Below are 14,924 nucleotides of genomic sequence, written 5' to 3' on the forward strand. Positions count from 1 at the left end.
GGGAAAACCAGTGAAAACAAGAATTACCGAACTGTTAGGAATTGAATACCCTATCATTTGCGGCGGCATGTTTCAAGTTGGCAGAGCAGAACTTGCAGCCGCAGTTTCAGAAGCTGGTGGATTAGGAGTAATTACCTCAAAAACACAAGGTACACCAGAAGCACTTCGTCAAGAGATTCGCAAAATAAAAGCGCTTACGAATAAGCCATTTGCTGTAAACCTCAACTTATTCCCGAGCCAGACTGCAACTCCAAATGAAGATTTTATTGATATTTTAATTGAAGAAGGGGTTAAAATTGTCGAAACTAGCGGCAGAAGTCCCAAAGATTTAATGCCAAAGTTGAAAGAAAACGGATTCATTGTCCTCCATAAAGTGGCTGGTGTAAAATATGCCATCTCAGCAGAAAAACTTGGAGTTGATGCTGTTATTATTGTCGGCAATGAAACAGGCGGCCATCCTGGTATGAGTGATGTCGGCACTTTAGTCATGCTTCCAAGAATAGTAGATTCAGTTAAGATTCCCGTTATTGCCGGCGGGGGTTATGCGGATGGAAGAGGATTAGTGAGTGCATTGGCTTTTGGGGCAGAAGGGGTAGTAATGGGTACCCGTTTTATGGCTACTGAGGAAGCGCCAATTCACGAGAATGTAAAACGATGGATGGTAGAATCTGATGAAACGAATACCATTATCATTCAACGAAATATTGGCAGTGCATCCCGCGTTGCCTTGAATGCTGTCAGCAAGGAAGTAGACCGCCTTGAAAGAGAAGGGGCAACAATTGAACAATTAATGCCGCTTATTACCGGCCAAAGAGCCAAATATGTGTATTTTGAAGGTGATTTGGATGGAGGTATTTGGTCCTGCGGCCAATCTGTGGGACTTATTAAAGAAATATTATCGATCAAGGATTTGTTTGCCCAAATAACAGAAGAGGCAAAGAAGTCTATCGATTTTATTAATAAAAGAATGTCCGTTCATTCTAACGTTTAGTATGCTATTAAAATTTAGGAGGAATAGAGAATGAGAGAAGTTGTTATTGTTGAAGCAGTACGTACCCCAGTAGGAAAAAGAAAGGGAGTATTCAGTTCAGTCCGTCCGGATGAATTGGCTGCAAAGGTTTTGAAAGAATTGATGAACCGTGCCGGGATATCTCCAGGACTTGTGGAAGATGTCATTTTAGGTTGTGTTGCCCAAGTAGAAGAGCAAGGACTAAATATCGCCCGCAGCGCCGCATTAATGGCTGATTTCCCAATTCATGTGCCGGGAACTACCATCGACCGTCAATGCGGTTCCAGCCAGCAAGCCATTCACTTTGCTGCTCAGGCCATTTTGAGCGGGGACATGGATGTCGTCATTGCCGGCGGAGTAGAAAGCATGACAAGGATCCCAATGGGAGCCTCTCGCAAGGAGTCAACTTGGAGTGAAGAGTTAACTTCAAAATATGAAATGATTCATCAAGGTTTATCAGCTGAGCGGATTGCTGAAAAATGGGGATACAGCCGCAGTCAGCTCGATGAATTCTCGCTTGAAAGTCATAGAAGAGCCATTATAGCTCAAGAAGAAGGTCGTTTCGATCGTGAGATTATGCCAATTGAAGTAAAACGGGAAGATGGTTCAACAATTGTTGTCACACAGGATGAAGGCCCAAGAAAGGATACTTCATTAGAAAAATTGGCTTCTTTAAAGCCTGCCTTTACGCAGGACGGAAGAATTCATGCCGGTAATTCCAGTCAAATGAGTGATGGTGCTGCAGCCGTTCTATTAATGTCGAGGGAAAAAGCAGAGGAATTAGGTCTAAAACCAAGATTCCGCATTGTTGCCCGTTCCGTTGTGGGCTCCGACCCTACTTTAATGTTGACAGGTCCATCCATTGCTTCGAAAAAAGTGCTTGAAAAAGCTGGCCTTTCAATTGAAGATATGGATACCTATGAAGTAAATGAAGCATTTGCTCCTGTACCAATGCTGTGGATGGATGAACTAAAAGCAGACCCTGCAAAGTTAAATCCAAATGGTGGAGCAATTGCTTTGGGCCATCCACTAGGCGGATCTGGTGCCCGCCTGATGATTACCATGCTGCATGAATTGGAAAGAAGCGGCGGCCGTTATGGCTTGCAGGCAATTTGCGAGGGCGGCGGAATGGCGAATGCCACAATTGTTGAAAGAATTAGCTAATCGCTTTTAATAAAACTCCCTGAAGGAGGCTCATGCCACACAGATTGGAATGGGCTATCCTCAGGGTATTCAACATATTTTTAAAAATTTCGATTTAATAGAGGAGGAGCATGATATATGAAAATTAACGGCAAAGTAGCTGTTGTAACAGGAGGCGCTTCCGGACTAGGCGAAGCCACCGTCGAAACGATTGTTGAAAACGGGGGATATGCAGCCATCTTTGATTTGCAGGAAGAAAGAGGAGCCGCTTTAGTAGAAAGATTAGGTTCAGACCGTGTTCTTTACGTTAAAACAAATGTTACCAGTGAGGACGATGTGGTCAATGCCATTAACCAAACTATTGAAAAGTTTGGAGCCATCCATGTTGCTGTAAACTGTGCAGGGATTGGTGCGGCCGAGAAAACTGTCGGCAAAGAAAAGCCGCATGATCTTGGCGTTTTTACTAGGGTCATACAAGTCAATTTAATTGGCACATTTAACGTGCTTCGTTTAGCTGCGGAAAAAATGACCCAAAATGCTCCAAACGAAGAGGGAGAAAGAGGCGTAATCATTAATACCGCATCAGTAGCTGCATTTGATGGTCAAATGGGCCAAGCAGCTTATAGCGCCTCAAAAGGCGGTATTGTTGGCATGACCCTGCCAATTGCAAGAGATCTATCAAGACATGGCATCAGGGTCTTGACGATTGCTCCAGGGCTTATGGATACGCCATTGTTTGCCGGTGCTCCGGAAAAAGTCCGCCAGGCATTGGGGGCAATGGTTCCATACCCGCAGCGATTAGGCTACTCATCCGAATATGCTCATTTAGCAAAATGCATCATTGAAAATCCATATTTAAATGGGGAAACGATCCGTCTCGACGGCGCGATTCGGATGCAGCCGAAGTAATAAGCAAAAGAACCTCTAGCTGTCGAAACTAGAGGTTTTTTTCATGAATTAAGTGATAAAAAATAGAAAGCGGTCTCCAAAACCTGGAGTCCGCTTATATTCTAGTAGTTTTAGAAATTACTTTTCATACTCAATTTTATCTTTTTCAGGATCATAGTGGATATTCCCTGTGACTGGCACCAGGTCACCGGCTTTTGCTTGAACTAGGAATAAGGATGTATTTCCGTAGCGGTGTTCCGCTGTATAGGTGACAGAAGGGTAGAAAGAGCCATCCCATTTATCAAAGGTTTCCATTTTTTTAATAAAGTTCTCCCAACTCAAATCATCTCCTGCTCGCTTTAACCCTTCGACGTATACTTGAGCAGTGGACCATGCGCCTTCAGAGAGAGCTCCAAGCGATTCTTTCCCAAAGTCTTTGGTTACATACTCAACATACTTTTTGACACCAGGGTTATCCATTTGTTCCTCATAGTTAGGATATTGTAGAGAAGATATTATACCTTCCCAAGCATCTTTCCCCGCTAAATTAAATTGGTTTTTATCTGCACCGCCAGTTTGTGAAACAATAAATGGAGTGTCCGATGCCCCAATTTTATGCATTTCTTTACGCAGTGCTGCTGCTGGCGCAGGAGTTGTATTCATAATTATTACATCTGCTTTTGCCTCTTTCAGCTGCTGGGCCTGTGAGCTAAATTCTTTATCTGTTGCCAAGAAAGGGACTTCTTTTACAATGGAAACTCCAGGATATTTTCCAATATTTTTCTTGATCGCTTCAAGTCCCTGTTTTCCAAAATCATCATTCTGATAGGCTATGGCTATTTTTTTGGCATTCAGCTTATTGACAGAGTAATCTAAAAAGACCTTTGCTTCGACTACATAATTAAATGTTCCGCCAAAAACATTCTTAATTGGAGGATTCACAAATTTGTCTGCCCCAGTCCCCAGGCCCGTTACAGGTATGCCAGTTTTTTCTAGAAGCTGTTGGGATGCGGCAATATTAGCCGTTCCGATTGGATATATAATAGAGAATACTTTATCCTGTTCTATTAATCTTTGAATACTTTGGAGTGTTTTTGCGGGCTGATATTGATCATCATAGGCGATTAACTTAAGCTTTCTTCCATTTACACCGCCATTATCATTGACATAATTAAAGTATGCTTGAACGCCTCTTCTGACTTTATCATATTCTGCGACTGGCCCCGTTTGTGGACCGGTGAGTCCAACAATTATTTCTTTATCCGTTACTCCTTGAGCCTGTTTCTTGCCGTCTTTTGGGTCACCCTTAGTTGATTGGTTTTTACTGGTTTGTGCGCTGCATGAAACTAACAAAATAACAGTTAGAATCAAAGCAAGTGCTGATGTCAACTTTTTTTTCACAAAATTTACCCCCAATCAAAGATTCACTTTAAGAGCAAAGAACAAAACACTACTAAAAAGCGCTTACATTCTTAAAAACTCTCAAGAATAAGTGTAAAGAGATTTGATTTAAATTGCAAGTTAATTATTTAAAAATTAAAATAATTCAAACTAGTATTCAAAAAAAGTAATAAAATCGTGAAAATATCTTATCTCTTATTATTAAATATAGAAGAAGTTAACAAAATCATTGTAAAATCATTATTTTATAATAGTTTTTGTAAAATTAATAATATTTAGAAAAATGTGTACAAATATTGCTCTGTACTATATAATCAATACTAAATTGGAAAAAATAGCATTCATGAATTACATACTGTACAGCTGAAAGTTATATTATTGTAAGCGGTTTCTGATTAAATAAAAAATTTAAACGAGGTGACAAAAATTGAATTATGCAGAATTAAGGGATGATTTCTCGTGGGAAAAAGTAGTTAAAACCTATGATTGGAATGTTCATGAAAAGCTTAATATAGCACATGAATGTTGTGATAGGTGGGCGGATGACCCGAATCGTGTCGCTATCTATTGGGAGGATGAAAAAGGAAATAAGGATGTCTGGACCTATTTCCGCTTAAAAGAACAATCCAATCGGATGGCGAATGCACTTCGGTCGCTAGGAGTAAAAAGGGGCGATCGTGTGGCAGGTCTCCTGGGGAAGGACATGGAATTAATTTTGACAGTCCTTGCAACATGGAAAATAGGTGCTATTTATGTTCCAATGTTTACGGCTTTCGGCCCAGAGGCCATTACGTATCGATTAAAAGATGCTGATTGCAAAATTTTAGTAACGAACCAGGAACAGGCTAAAAAAATTGAAGGTCAACAGGTATCTTGTGAGCTTCTATTAACTGATGGTGTATCAGGTAATGGATTAACCTTCTGGGAGTTTATCCAACAATTCTCTTCTGAACATGAAACAGAGCCAACATCGATAATGGATCCAAGTGTCATCCAATACACCTCTGGTTCAACCGGCATGCCAAAAGGGGCCGTTTGGGCTCACAAAATACTAATCAGCACCTACCCGTACATGCGATATGCAATGGGTATAGAAAACGATGATAGGTTCCTCGGAGGGGCGGATATGGGCTGGGCATATGGCTTGATGAACTGTACATTATGCCCATTAAGTCTCGGTATATCTATCGTCGTATATAAAGGCCCTTTCCAGGTGGAAAAATATTATCAATTACTAGAACAATATAATGTTACAAACTTTGCATATGCCCCAACGGCGTACAGAATGATGATGGCTGCCGGTCCTGATTTAGTAAAGAAATATTCATTAATTGTAAAACAGTTCTCAAGTGCTGGTGAACCATTAAATGCAGAAGTTGTCCGCTTCTTTAAAGATAATTTTGGCCGGGAAATCTATGATCACTATGGATCAACCGAAACTGGGATGATTGTAAATAACTATAACGTCACAGATATGATGGTAAAGCCCGGATCAATGGGTCTGCCAACTCCCGGTTATAATATTGCTTTATTAGATGAGCAGGGATATCCGGTAGAAGTCGGTGAAGCGGGTCAAATCGCCGTAGATATACACGCATTTCCGTACTTCTTTCTAGGTTATTGGAATGATCCAAAGAAAACGGCAGAAAAAATAACAGGAAATTGGTTTTGGACCGGGGATCTAGCGAGTAAAGATGATGACGGCTATTATTGGTTCCAAGGCAGAGCAGATGACATCATTTCTAGCGCAGGCTACCGAATTGGTCCTTTTGAAGTGGAGAGCACCCTATTAGAACATCCTGCCGTAGCTGAAGCTGCTGTTATCGGGAAACCGGATCCTGTTAAAGGAGAAATTGTAAAAGCATATGTAGTTCTTAAATCATCTCATAAATCTTCCTCAGAGTTAGCTGACGAATTAAGTGTTTTCGTAAAAGCAAAGCTATCAAAACATCAATACCCACGAGAAGTTGAATTTGTTGAAACCCTCCCTAAGACACTGAGCGGAAAAATCCAGCGTTATATTTTAAAACAAAGTCTCGAAGCAGCAAATAAATAAGCGGAAGGTGATAAACGTATGCAAATCATTGCCAGCGGCTTAATTTTTGGTTGTATCTATGCATTAGCAGCATTAGGGCTTGTATTAATTTTTAAAACAACTGAAGTTGCCAATTTTGCGCATGGCGAAATGGCCATGATCACAACCTTTATCAGTTATGTCTTTTTATCGAAATATGGATTCCCTTATTTAGCATCACTTGGTTTAGCGCTTTTATTTGCCTTAGTTTTCGGAATAGTGGTTTATGTGTTGATTATGAAAAGGGTTCAATCCGCGCCGCATTTAAATCAAGTGGTGCTTACATTAGGACTGTTTATGATATTTAATGGGCTGGCCGGACTTAAATGGGGGTATCAGCCCACTTCGTTCCCGGAGGCATTCCATGGTGATCCTTTTAAACTTGGCAGTGTTTTTATATCGACTAACGAAATCTTTACGGTTGGGTTAACGTTGGTTCTGATGCTGCTGTTCTTCCTATTATTCCGATTTACAAAAGCTGGCTTAGGGATGCGTGCTGCCTCACAGGATATTATGGCTTCAGAGCTAATGGGAATTAAGGTTTCCGGCGTTTTTATGGGAGCTTGGGCGATTGGTACTGCACTCGGCGGTATAGCTGGGATGATGACAGCCCCAGTAACTTTTTTAAGTCCAAATATGATGGGAGAGGTTTTGATTATCGCTTTCGCCGGTGCTGTTCTAGGTGGGTTTAATAGCTTGCCGGGTGCGGTTATTGGTGGATTAATCGTTGGAGTTTTTGAAAATTTAGTCAGTTATTATGTTGCCCCAGAGCTGAAAATTGTCTTTACATTTCTATTGATTGTTGTGGTGTTGTACATCCGTCCTCAAGGAATATTTGGGGGAGCAAAAATTGTAAAAAAGGTGTGATGTGAATTGAAACAGCTATTTACAAATCGTAAACCTTGGTTATTTTTACTCGTTCTTTTATTCCTTGCTTATCCTTTTATCGTTGGACAATCGGTTTATCTTATTTCTATTTTCGTTATGGTTTGTGTATATGCCATTACCGCAATGGCATTGGATTTATTAATTGGCTTTGGCGGCCAGGTTTCCATCGGCCACGCAGGCTTTTTGTCGGTGGGAGGTTATACAGTTGCCATCCTGACGACCAAATTAGGTCTTCCTTTCTTGCTTGTTCTCCCGTTATCAGGAGTGATTACTGGCATCATCGGTTTACTTATTGGACTGCCTGCGGTGCGGCTTAGCGGTAACTTTCTTGCCGTCGTATCGTTAGGGTTTGGTCTGTCCATTCCACAGATTGCACTTAACTGGGATTCCCTTACTGGCGGGTATTCTGGTCTTCCTCTTGCCCGGCCGGAATGGTTGTCCAGTGATAGTCAATTTATTTACGTCATTATTTTAATGACTGTTTTAATCACATGGATTCTCCATAATATTGTGAAAAGCAGATTGGGCAGGGCTTTTGTCGCCATTCGAGAAAGTGAGGTTGCTGCCCAGGCTACCGGAATTAACGTTCCTTTATACAAAACACTGATGTTTGTGATTAGCGCTTTTTTTACAGGAATTGCCGGCGGACTTTATGGTTATTGGATCGGGTTCGTCAGCCCGAACGATTTTTCCGTGTTTACCTCATTTTTGTTACTTGGGATGATTGTCATTGGCGGCCTGGCTTCTATTCCAGGTGCCATTATCGGTGCCATTATCTTTACAGTACTGCCTGAATTAACGAAATCATTAATCGGGTTGACCAATATTATAATTGGAATTGCCATTGTCGGAATCATTCTTTTCCGTCCAAATGGTTTAATATCATTGCTGGAATTATTCAAGATAAAAAAACCAAGCAAAAAAGTATTGGATGAACCGGAAGTTTATCTTTCTGACCTTGAACAAGGAGGTGCTGCCAGGGATGCTAACGTTTAACGATGTGACCGTAAAATTTGCCGGCGTAACCGCCGTTAAAGACCTTTCGTTTGAAGTGCCTCAAGGAAATATCTATTCAATCATCGGCCCTAACGGAGCGGGTAAAACGACGGTTTTCAATTGCATTAGCCGTTTCTATACTCCAGCTGCCGGCACAATCAATTTTAATGGAAAAAATATTTTAAAACTTAAACCCCATCAAGTCATCCATGAGGGGATTGCGAGAAGTTTTCAAAATGTAGAATTGTTTGCAAAAATGACTGTCCTTGACAATTTGCTGGTAGGGCTGCACCCAACCTTGAAAAAGAATATTTTTTCGATTTCGTTAAATTTGCCTTCTGTTAAAAAGACAGAAAAAGAATCAATTAAAAAAGCTTATGAAGTGATGGAATTACTTTCAATATCAGATTTAGCGAATGAGAAGGTAAGAAATCTTCCATTTGGTTATCAAAAAATGGTGGATATCGGAAGAGCCATCATTTCTTCACCAAAGCTAATCTTACTCGATGAGCCGGTGGCTGGGATGAATCCGGTGGAGACGAAAAAAATCAGCGAGCTCATCCTCCGCTTAAAGAAAGAAATGAATTATACAGTCCTTGTGATTGAACATGATATGTCGCTTGTTATGGAAGTGTCAGATTTTGTAACGGTGATGAATTTTGGTCAAAAGATTGCAGAAGGCACCCCCCAAGAAATTCAAAAAAATCCAGTGGTTATTGAAGCTTATTTAGGGGAGGTCGAAGAGAATGCTCAAATTGTCTGATGTGCATGTCTATTATGGCCATGTCCATGCATTAAGAGGACTGAACATGACGGTTGAGGATGGAAAGATTGTATCTTTGCTAGGCGGAAATGGCGCTGGTAAATCAACAACACTAAAGATGATTTCAAGACTCATTCAGCCAAAAAAAGGCTCCTATGAAATGGATGGTCAATCCATGTTGAAAGACAGCCCGAGCAAGGTTGTCAAGAAAGGAATTATTCATTGCCCGGAAAACAGAAGGGTTTTTCCATTATTAACAGTGGAGGAAAATTTAAAAATTGGCGCCTATAGCCGCAAAGATAAAAATGTTAAAGAGGATTTAGAAAAGGTATTTTTATATTTTCCAAGGTTAAAAGAAAGGGTCAAACAAAAAGCGGGAACACTGAGCGGCGGAGAACAGCAAATGCTTGCCATAGGAAGGTCGTTAATGGGGAAGCCGAAGATTCTTTTATTAGATGAACCATCCCTGGGAATTGCCCCTATTCTTGTGAAGGAAATTTTTGAAATCATCAAAAAAATCAACAAAGATGGCACTTCCATTTTGCTGGTGGAACAAAATGCCAACATGGCACTTGGGATTTCTGATTATGCGTATGTATTGGAAAACGGACATATTGCTTTGGAAGGACATTCCAAGGATTTAAGAAATAATGATGAAGTCCGCCGACTTTATCTTGGCGGGTAAAATAATTGGGAGCATCCATAGATGCGGAATGTGATGAAGAGAGGGAAACGAATGCAGACTACTACAAAAATTGTCGTCTCACCAGAGGACATCGACCAGCTTGGCCATGTCAATTACCTGAAATATATTCTTTTTTTAGAAAAAGGGGTCGGAGAATGGTACAAACAGGCTGGAGTAAATTTTAAGGAGTTAAGGAAACAAGATCTTGGTACGGTTGTCCTCAAATTCGATGTCTCCTACCATAAGGAAGCTAGATTGGGAGATACTCTGAGTGTTACGACAACTTTAATGAATGTGGGTAACAAAAGTTTTACCGTAAAACAAGAGATTTATAATCAAGACGATATTCTAATTACCGAATCAACGAAAACATTTGTGATGTTTAATACGGCTACAAGAAAAGGTGTACCAGTGATCCATGAGATTGCCCGTCACTTCAAGTGTGCCAGATCATAATAAAAATTAGTTTGAACAGCTCATTGCTATGCAAGTGAAGGTTAAAAACGTAAGGCTTCTTGACATGCATATTATTAGTTTTGTTATGTGCGATTTCCCAATTAAGGAGGAATTTTAATGGTCAAAAAAGGCTTTACTGTATTCACCGCTTTTATGATGGTGTTTCTATTAGCAGCTTGCAGCGGGGAGAAAACAAGTTCAAACAATGCAACTGTTGGAAAAGATAGCAATGAACTAGCTCAAGGGGTTACAAAGAACGAAATCCTGGTTGGACATTCAGCTCCGCAAACGGGACCTGTAGCTGTCTATGATACGTTCCGAAAGGGTATGGATACCTATTTTCAGTATATCAATGAAAAAGGCGGGGTAAATGGCCGGAAAATAAAGTTAATTGCTTATGATGATCAATATCAGCCAACAAAAGCTTCACAGAATGCCAAGAAACTTGTCGAGGAAGATAAAGTATTTGCCGTCATTGGAAATCAGGGATCTGCCGCTAATCTTGCAGCAAAAGACTACTATATAAATAAAGGAGTTCCAGTCATTTTACCAGGGACTGGATTAAAGGGATTTGTCGATCCCCCAGTAAAGAATTGGATGGGGGCAACCATGATGAACTATGAAGTGGAAGCTCAAATTATGTTAAATTATGCAGTCAACGAGCTGGGTGCAAAGAAAATTGCCATCGCCTATCAAAATGATGACTTTGGAAAAGCACCTTATAACAAGATAAAAGAAATGATTAAAACATATCCTGGTGTCGAACTTGTCGCCGAAGTGACCTATCTTCCCGCCGACACGGAATTCAGTGCCCAGGCTCAAAAACTTCAACAAGCCAAACCAGATACCATTTTTAATTTTGGGGTGATGAGTCCTGTCGTCAATTTGAAAAAGGCAATGTATAAAATCGGTCTAGATAAGGCTAATTACATTGTTTCCTCCATTGCTGGAGGGGATACCCATGCATTCCAATTAGCCGGTGGCGACGTTTGGGAAGGAACCTACAGCGGTGGGATTCTGATTAGTTTGGATGATGAAAATAATGAAAAAATTAAACTTTTCAAAGAAAGATTTAAGAAATCGTATCCAAATGAGCAGGCAACTAATTTTGTAGAAAGCGGCTGGTCGGCTGGGCAAGTATTCGTTGAAGCATTAAAAAGAACTGGCGATAACCTTACCTGGGATAATTTCCTAAAATCCTTCAATTCATTCGATAATTGGGATGGCTCTATGTATGCTGGGGTATCGTTCTCCGATAAGAACCATTATGGAATTACGAAAATGTACATGACCAAAGCAGAGAATGGAAAAATTCAACAAATTTCCGATTCCATCGAGTTTGATCCTGAAACAGGAAAAATTTCCTTACCCAAAAAATAACTTATGAAATTAAAATTCTTAAATAAAATTTGATAGGTGGTACGAATGAAGAAAAATATAATGCCGGAGTGCCTACTGCCACTGAGTGGAGCAGTTAATTTCCGCGATATGGGCGGACTGGCAACAAAGGATGGCAGAAAAGTAAAAAAAGGGCTCTTCTTTCGAGCAGCAGAATTAACCGGATTAACTGACGAAGATGTAAGTTTATTAGAAACCCTTCAATTAAAACGAGTGTTTGATTATCGCAGACAAAAAGAGGCGGAACGGAAGCCTGATCCGCCTCTAGGGTCTGCAATACTTGAGCGGGTTTCTGCGATTAGCGAAGAAAATATTGCCACAAATATGTTTGTGAAAGACGACGGATTTAATGCGGACTATTACCGTCAATTCACAGTTGAAAGATTTATAAAGATTTACACTGAGATGCCAATACAGAATCCTTCTTACAAAAGATTGATGATGCTATTAAAAAGCCCGGAAGAAAACTTGCCGCTCGTCCACCACTGTACCGGCGGACGTGACCGAACGGGTGTAGGTGCCATGTTAATATTGATGACAATGGGTGTACCCTATGAAACTGTATTAGAAGATTACTTACTTTCAAATCTAACCTTAGCCGAACGTCATCAAACCATTTTTAAAAAAGCATCACAATATTTTACTCCAGAAGAATATAAACAATTAATAAATGCTTTTCCACTAAGAGAAGACTATCTTCATGCTGCCTATAACGCGATATTAAGGAATTATGGTGATTTTGACACGTATATTGCAGAGGAATTCGGGATATCCGAAGAGGTTAGGGAAAACATTAAAAATTATTGTTTAGAATAGGAGTGAATGTTTTGAACAAACCTTGGTTTTTCTCTTATCCAGAACAAGTTCCATACGAAATTACCCCTCCCGCTGTTTCCATCGACGATTTGCTCAAAAATTCAACCAGCCTCCATCCAGAAAAAACTGCCGTAATTGATAATCAAAAGGCGAAGACCTACTATCAACTTAACTCAGATGTAGACCGTTTAGCTTCTGCCTTATATGATAGTGGTTTTAAAAAAGGAGATAAGTTAGCAATTATGCTTCCCAATTCTCTAGAGTACATAATCTCCTTTTTTGCGGTGCAACGCTTGGGCGGCACCGTTGTTCAAGTCAATCCTATGTATACACCCAGAGAACTGGAGTATATCTTAGAAGATTCCGAGGCAGTTTGGTTTATCACGAATCGCATCCAAGATCCAAAACTCGAGCAAATCGGCTATAAAGACAAATTAACAGTCCTTATCGCAGAGGGTGAAAAGGACGTTAAAGACAGCCTTAATGCCTGGATTGAAAAAGGAACAAACCCGTCTCCAGAAGTTAATATCGATGTCGAAAATGATATAGCTATCTTGCAGTATACAGGGGGAACAACCGGCAGGGCGAAGGGTGTAATGATCTCACACTACAATCTCATTAGTAATCTTTATCAGAACAAGGAATCGAGTGTCGGAGAAGCAAGTGAAGGTTCATGGGAACGAATAATCGGAATCGCCCCAATGTTTCACGCTATGGGTTTGACGACAATGGTTACCACTATCTTTAGGGGGGGAACATTTAATACGATCAGCAGATTTGAATTAAATTTGCTTGTAGAGACAATCAGAAATTTTAAGCCGACCACCTTTAGCGGTTCGCCTACTATGTATATTGCCTTGTTAAACCACCCACATTTGACTTCCGAAGATCTTAAATCTATTAAAATATGCAGCAGCGGATCGGCACCATTATCTGTGGAAATCATGAATCGTTTTGAGGAAAAAACGGGTGCTCCCATTATTGAAGCCTATGGATTATCAGAGGCAACAACGATGGTGACGAAAAATCCGAGCGATGGGGTACGAAAGCCCGGCAGTATCGGCATACCAATCCCCAGCACAGATTGCCGGATTGTTGATATCGCTACCGGAACAATTGAATTGCCTGTGGGTGAAACTGGTGAACTTATCGTAAAAGGTCCACAAGTCATGAAGGGATATTGGAAAAATGAAGAAGAAACCGCGCATGCTTTGAGGGATGGCTGGCTATTTACGGGTGATTTGGCCGTTATGGATGAGGATGGATATTTTTATATAGTGGGACGAAAGAAGGATATGATTATTGCCGGCGGCTACAATATCTATCCGCTTGAAATTGAGGAGGTACTATATCAGCTTCCGGCTGTTAGGGAAGTTTGCGTGTATGGCGTTCCTGACCCGTATCGTGGTGAAACGGTCAAAGCAGCAATCGTCCTAAAGGAAAATGCTGCTTTGACCGGAAAAGAGGTGGAAGATTGGTGCAACCAAAATCTAGCAAGATACAAAGTTCCCAGACTGATAGAGTTTCGCGATGAACTTCCGAAAACAGCAGTAGGAAAGATTCTAAGAACTAAATTGATTGAACAGGAAAAAGAAAGTGCTGCCTTCGGAGGCAGAAAGGAATGAAAACAGTGGAAGAGCTTTTCTCTCTTACTGGTAAGGTTGCTCTAATAACAGGAGGTAGCCGAGGTCTTGGACGAGAAATGGCAATCGCTTTTGCCCAAGCAGGAGCGGATATTGTTATTGCAAGCCGCAAACTTGATGCTTGTGAAAAGGTTGCTGCAGAGGTGGAAGCCCTTGGCCGCCGTGCACTCCCATATGCTTGTCATATTGGGAGGTGGAATCAGGTAAATGACTTGGTAGAAGCCGCTTATAATCATTTTGGCAAGGTAGATATTTTAGTGAACAACGCCGGTATGTCCCCGCTTTACGATTCCATAGTTGATGTTAGCGAATCTATGTGGGACAGCGTTTTAGCATTAAATTTAAAAGGGCCTTTTCGTCTCTCAGCATTGGTAGGAGACCGTATGGCAAAAGGCAGCGGCGGAGCCATCATTAATATAAGCAGCATCGCAGCAATCCGGCCGACAAAGAATGAAGTGCCCTATGCTGCTGCCAAAGCTGGGTTAAATGCACTTACTCTTGCTTTAGCGGATACTTTTGCTCCTAAGGTTCGCGTCAATTGCATCATCGCAGGCCCCTTTTTAACCGATATAGCTAAAGCGTGGAATATGGAGGAGGCGATGAAACGGTTTGAGGAAAACTCAGCTCTCGGGCGGCCTGGAAAACCAGAAGAGATTATCGGAACAGCTTTATATTTTGCCTCAGACGCTGCTAGTTTCACGACTGGATCACTCTTAACCGTGGACGGGGGATACAGAAAATAACGAAAGTTGAAGGGGACTCAT

Annotated in this window: 14 protein-coding genes; 13 read left to right on the plus strand and 1 reads right to left on the minus strand. The window is 40.9% G+C overall.

Annotation, left to right across the window (positions count from 1 at the left end; translation table 11 throughout):
• Positions 1-10: 10 nt before the first annotated feature.
• The 3 genes from ACFPA1_RS04730 to ACFPA1_RS04740 all read left to right on the plus strand — a co-directional run bounded on the left by ACFPA1_RS04730 (position 11) and on the right by ACFPA1_RS04740 (position 3,061).
• Complete coding sequence (locus ACFPA1_RS04730) at positions 11-991, plus strand: NAD(P)H-dependent flavin oxidoreductase (protein ID WP_378581552.1); 981 nt, start codon at positions 11-13, stop codon at positions 989-991.
• Positions 992-1,021: 30 nt separating this feature from the next.
• On the plus strand, positions 1,022-2,173 hold the full coding sequence (locus tag ACFPA1_RS04735; RefSeq protein ID WP_378581554.1) for a thiolase family protein: 1,152 nt from the start codon (positions 1,022-1,024) through the stop codon (positions 2,171-2,173).
• A 117-nt stretch (positions 2,174-2,290) separates the two neighbouring features.
• Positions 2,291-3,061, plus strand: a complete 771-nt coding sequence (locus ACFPA1_RS04740) for a 3-hydroxyacyl-CoA dehydrogenase (protein ID WP_378581556.1) — start codon at positions 2,291-2,293, stop codon at positions 3,059-3,061.
• A 117-nt stretch (positions 3,062-3,178) separates the two neighbouring features.
• Here the strand turns inward: ACFPA1_RS04740 and ACFPA1_RS04745 are convergent, their stop codons facing one another.
• A complete protein-coding gene (locus ACFPA1_RS04745) occupies positions 3,179-4,441 on the minus strand; it encodes an ABC transporter substrate-binding protein (protein WP_378581558.1) in 1,263 nt (420 codons plus the stop codon).
• Between the two features lie 427 nt (positions 4,442-4,868).
• Between ACFPA1_RS04745 and ACFPA1_RS04750 the strand changes: the two genes are divergently transcribed.
• From ACFPA1_RS04750 to ACFPA1_RS04795, 10 genes are all read left to right on the plus strand, one after another.
• On the plus strand, positions 4,869-6,497 hold the full coding sequence (locus ACFPA1_RS04750) for an acyl-CoA synthetase (RefSeq protein WP_378581560.1): 1,629 nt from the start codon (positions 4,869-4,871) through the stop codon (positions 6,495-6,497).
• Positions 6,498-6,515: 18 nt separating this feature from the next.
• Positions 6,516-7,382, plus strand: a complete 867-nt coding sequence (locus ACFPA1_RS04755; RefSeq protein WP_213140361.1) for a branched-chain amino acid ABC transporter permease — start codon at positions 6,516-6,518, stop codon at positions 7,380-7,382.
• A gap of 6 nt (positions 7,383-7,388) precedes the next feature.
• The gene (locus ACFPA1_RS04760) at positions 7,389-8,399 is read left to right on the plus strand and encodes a branched-chain amino acid ABC transporter permease (protein WP_378581562.1); all 1,011 of its coding nucleotides are present in this window, start codon (positions 7,389-7,391) and stop codon (positions 8,397-8,399) included.
• Positions 8,386-9,162, plus strand: coding sequence for an ABC transporter ATP-binding protein (locus ACFPA1_RS04765; RefSeq protein ID WP_213140359.1), 777 nt, complete (start codon positions 8,386-8,388; stop codon positions 9,160-9,162). Before ACFPA1_RS04760 ends, ACFPA1_RS04765 begins: the two co-directional genes overlap by 14 nt.
• The gene (locus tag ACFPA1_RS04770) at positions 9,146-9,847 is read left to right on the plus strand and encodes an ABC transporter ATP-binding protein (protein ID WP_213140358.1); all 702 of its coding nucleotides are present in this window, start codon (positions 9,146-9,148) and stop codon (positions 9,845-9,847) included. The genes ACFPA1_RS04765 and ACFPA1_RS04770 overlap by 17 nt, the downstream gene beginning before the upstream one ends.
• A gap of 51 nt (positions 9,848-9,898) precedes the next feature.
• Positions 9,899-10,303 (plus strand): acyl-CoA thioesterase, encoded by a 405-nt coding sequence (locus ACFPA1_RS04775; protein WP_213140357.1) that lies wholly within the window; start codon positions 9,899-9,901, stop codon positions 10,301-10,303.
• Between the two features lie 117 nt (positions 10,304-10,420).
• Positions 10,421-11,683: an ABC transporter substrate-binding protein gene (locus ACFPA1_RS04780; protein WP_213140356.1), complete on the plus strand. Its 1,263-nt coding sequence runs from the start codon at positions 10,421-10,423 to the stop codon at positions 11,681-11,683.
• 45 nt (positions 11,684-11,728) lie between these two features.
• Positions 11,729-12,517 (plus strand): tyrosine-protein phosphatase, encoded by a 789-nt coding sequence (locus ACFPA1_RS04785; protein WP_213140355.1) that lies wholly within the window; start codon positions 11,729-11,731, stop codon positions 12,515-12,517.
• A gap of 11 nt (positions 12,518-12,528) precedes the next feature.
• Entirely contained in the window at positions 12,529-14,142 is a 1,614-nt protein-coding gene (locus ACFPA1_RS04790; protein WP_378581566.1) for a long-chain-fatty-acid--CoA ligase, read from the plus strand.
• On the plus strand, positions 14,139-14,903 hold the full coding sequence (locus tag ACFPA1_RS04795; RefSeq protein WP_378581568.1) for an SDR family NAD(P)-dependent oxidoreductase: 765 nt from the start codon (positions 14,139-14,141) through the stop codon (positions 14,901-14,903). The genes ACFPA1_RS04790 and ACFPA1_RS04795 overlap by 4 nt, the downstream gene beginning before the upstream one ends.
• The last annotated feature ends 21 nt before the right edge of the window (positions 14,904-14,924 follow it).

The sequence above is a fragment of the Neobacillus sp. GCM10023253 genome, assembly GCF_042653105.1.
GTDB classification, from domain to species: domain Bacteria; phylum Bacillota; class Bacilli; order Bacillales; family Cytobacillaceae; genus Neobacillus; species Neobacillus citreus.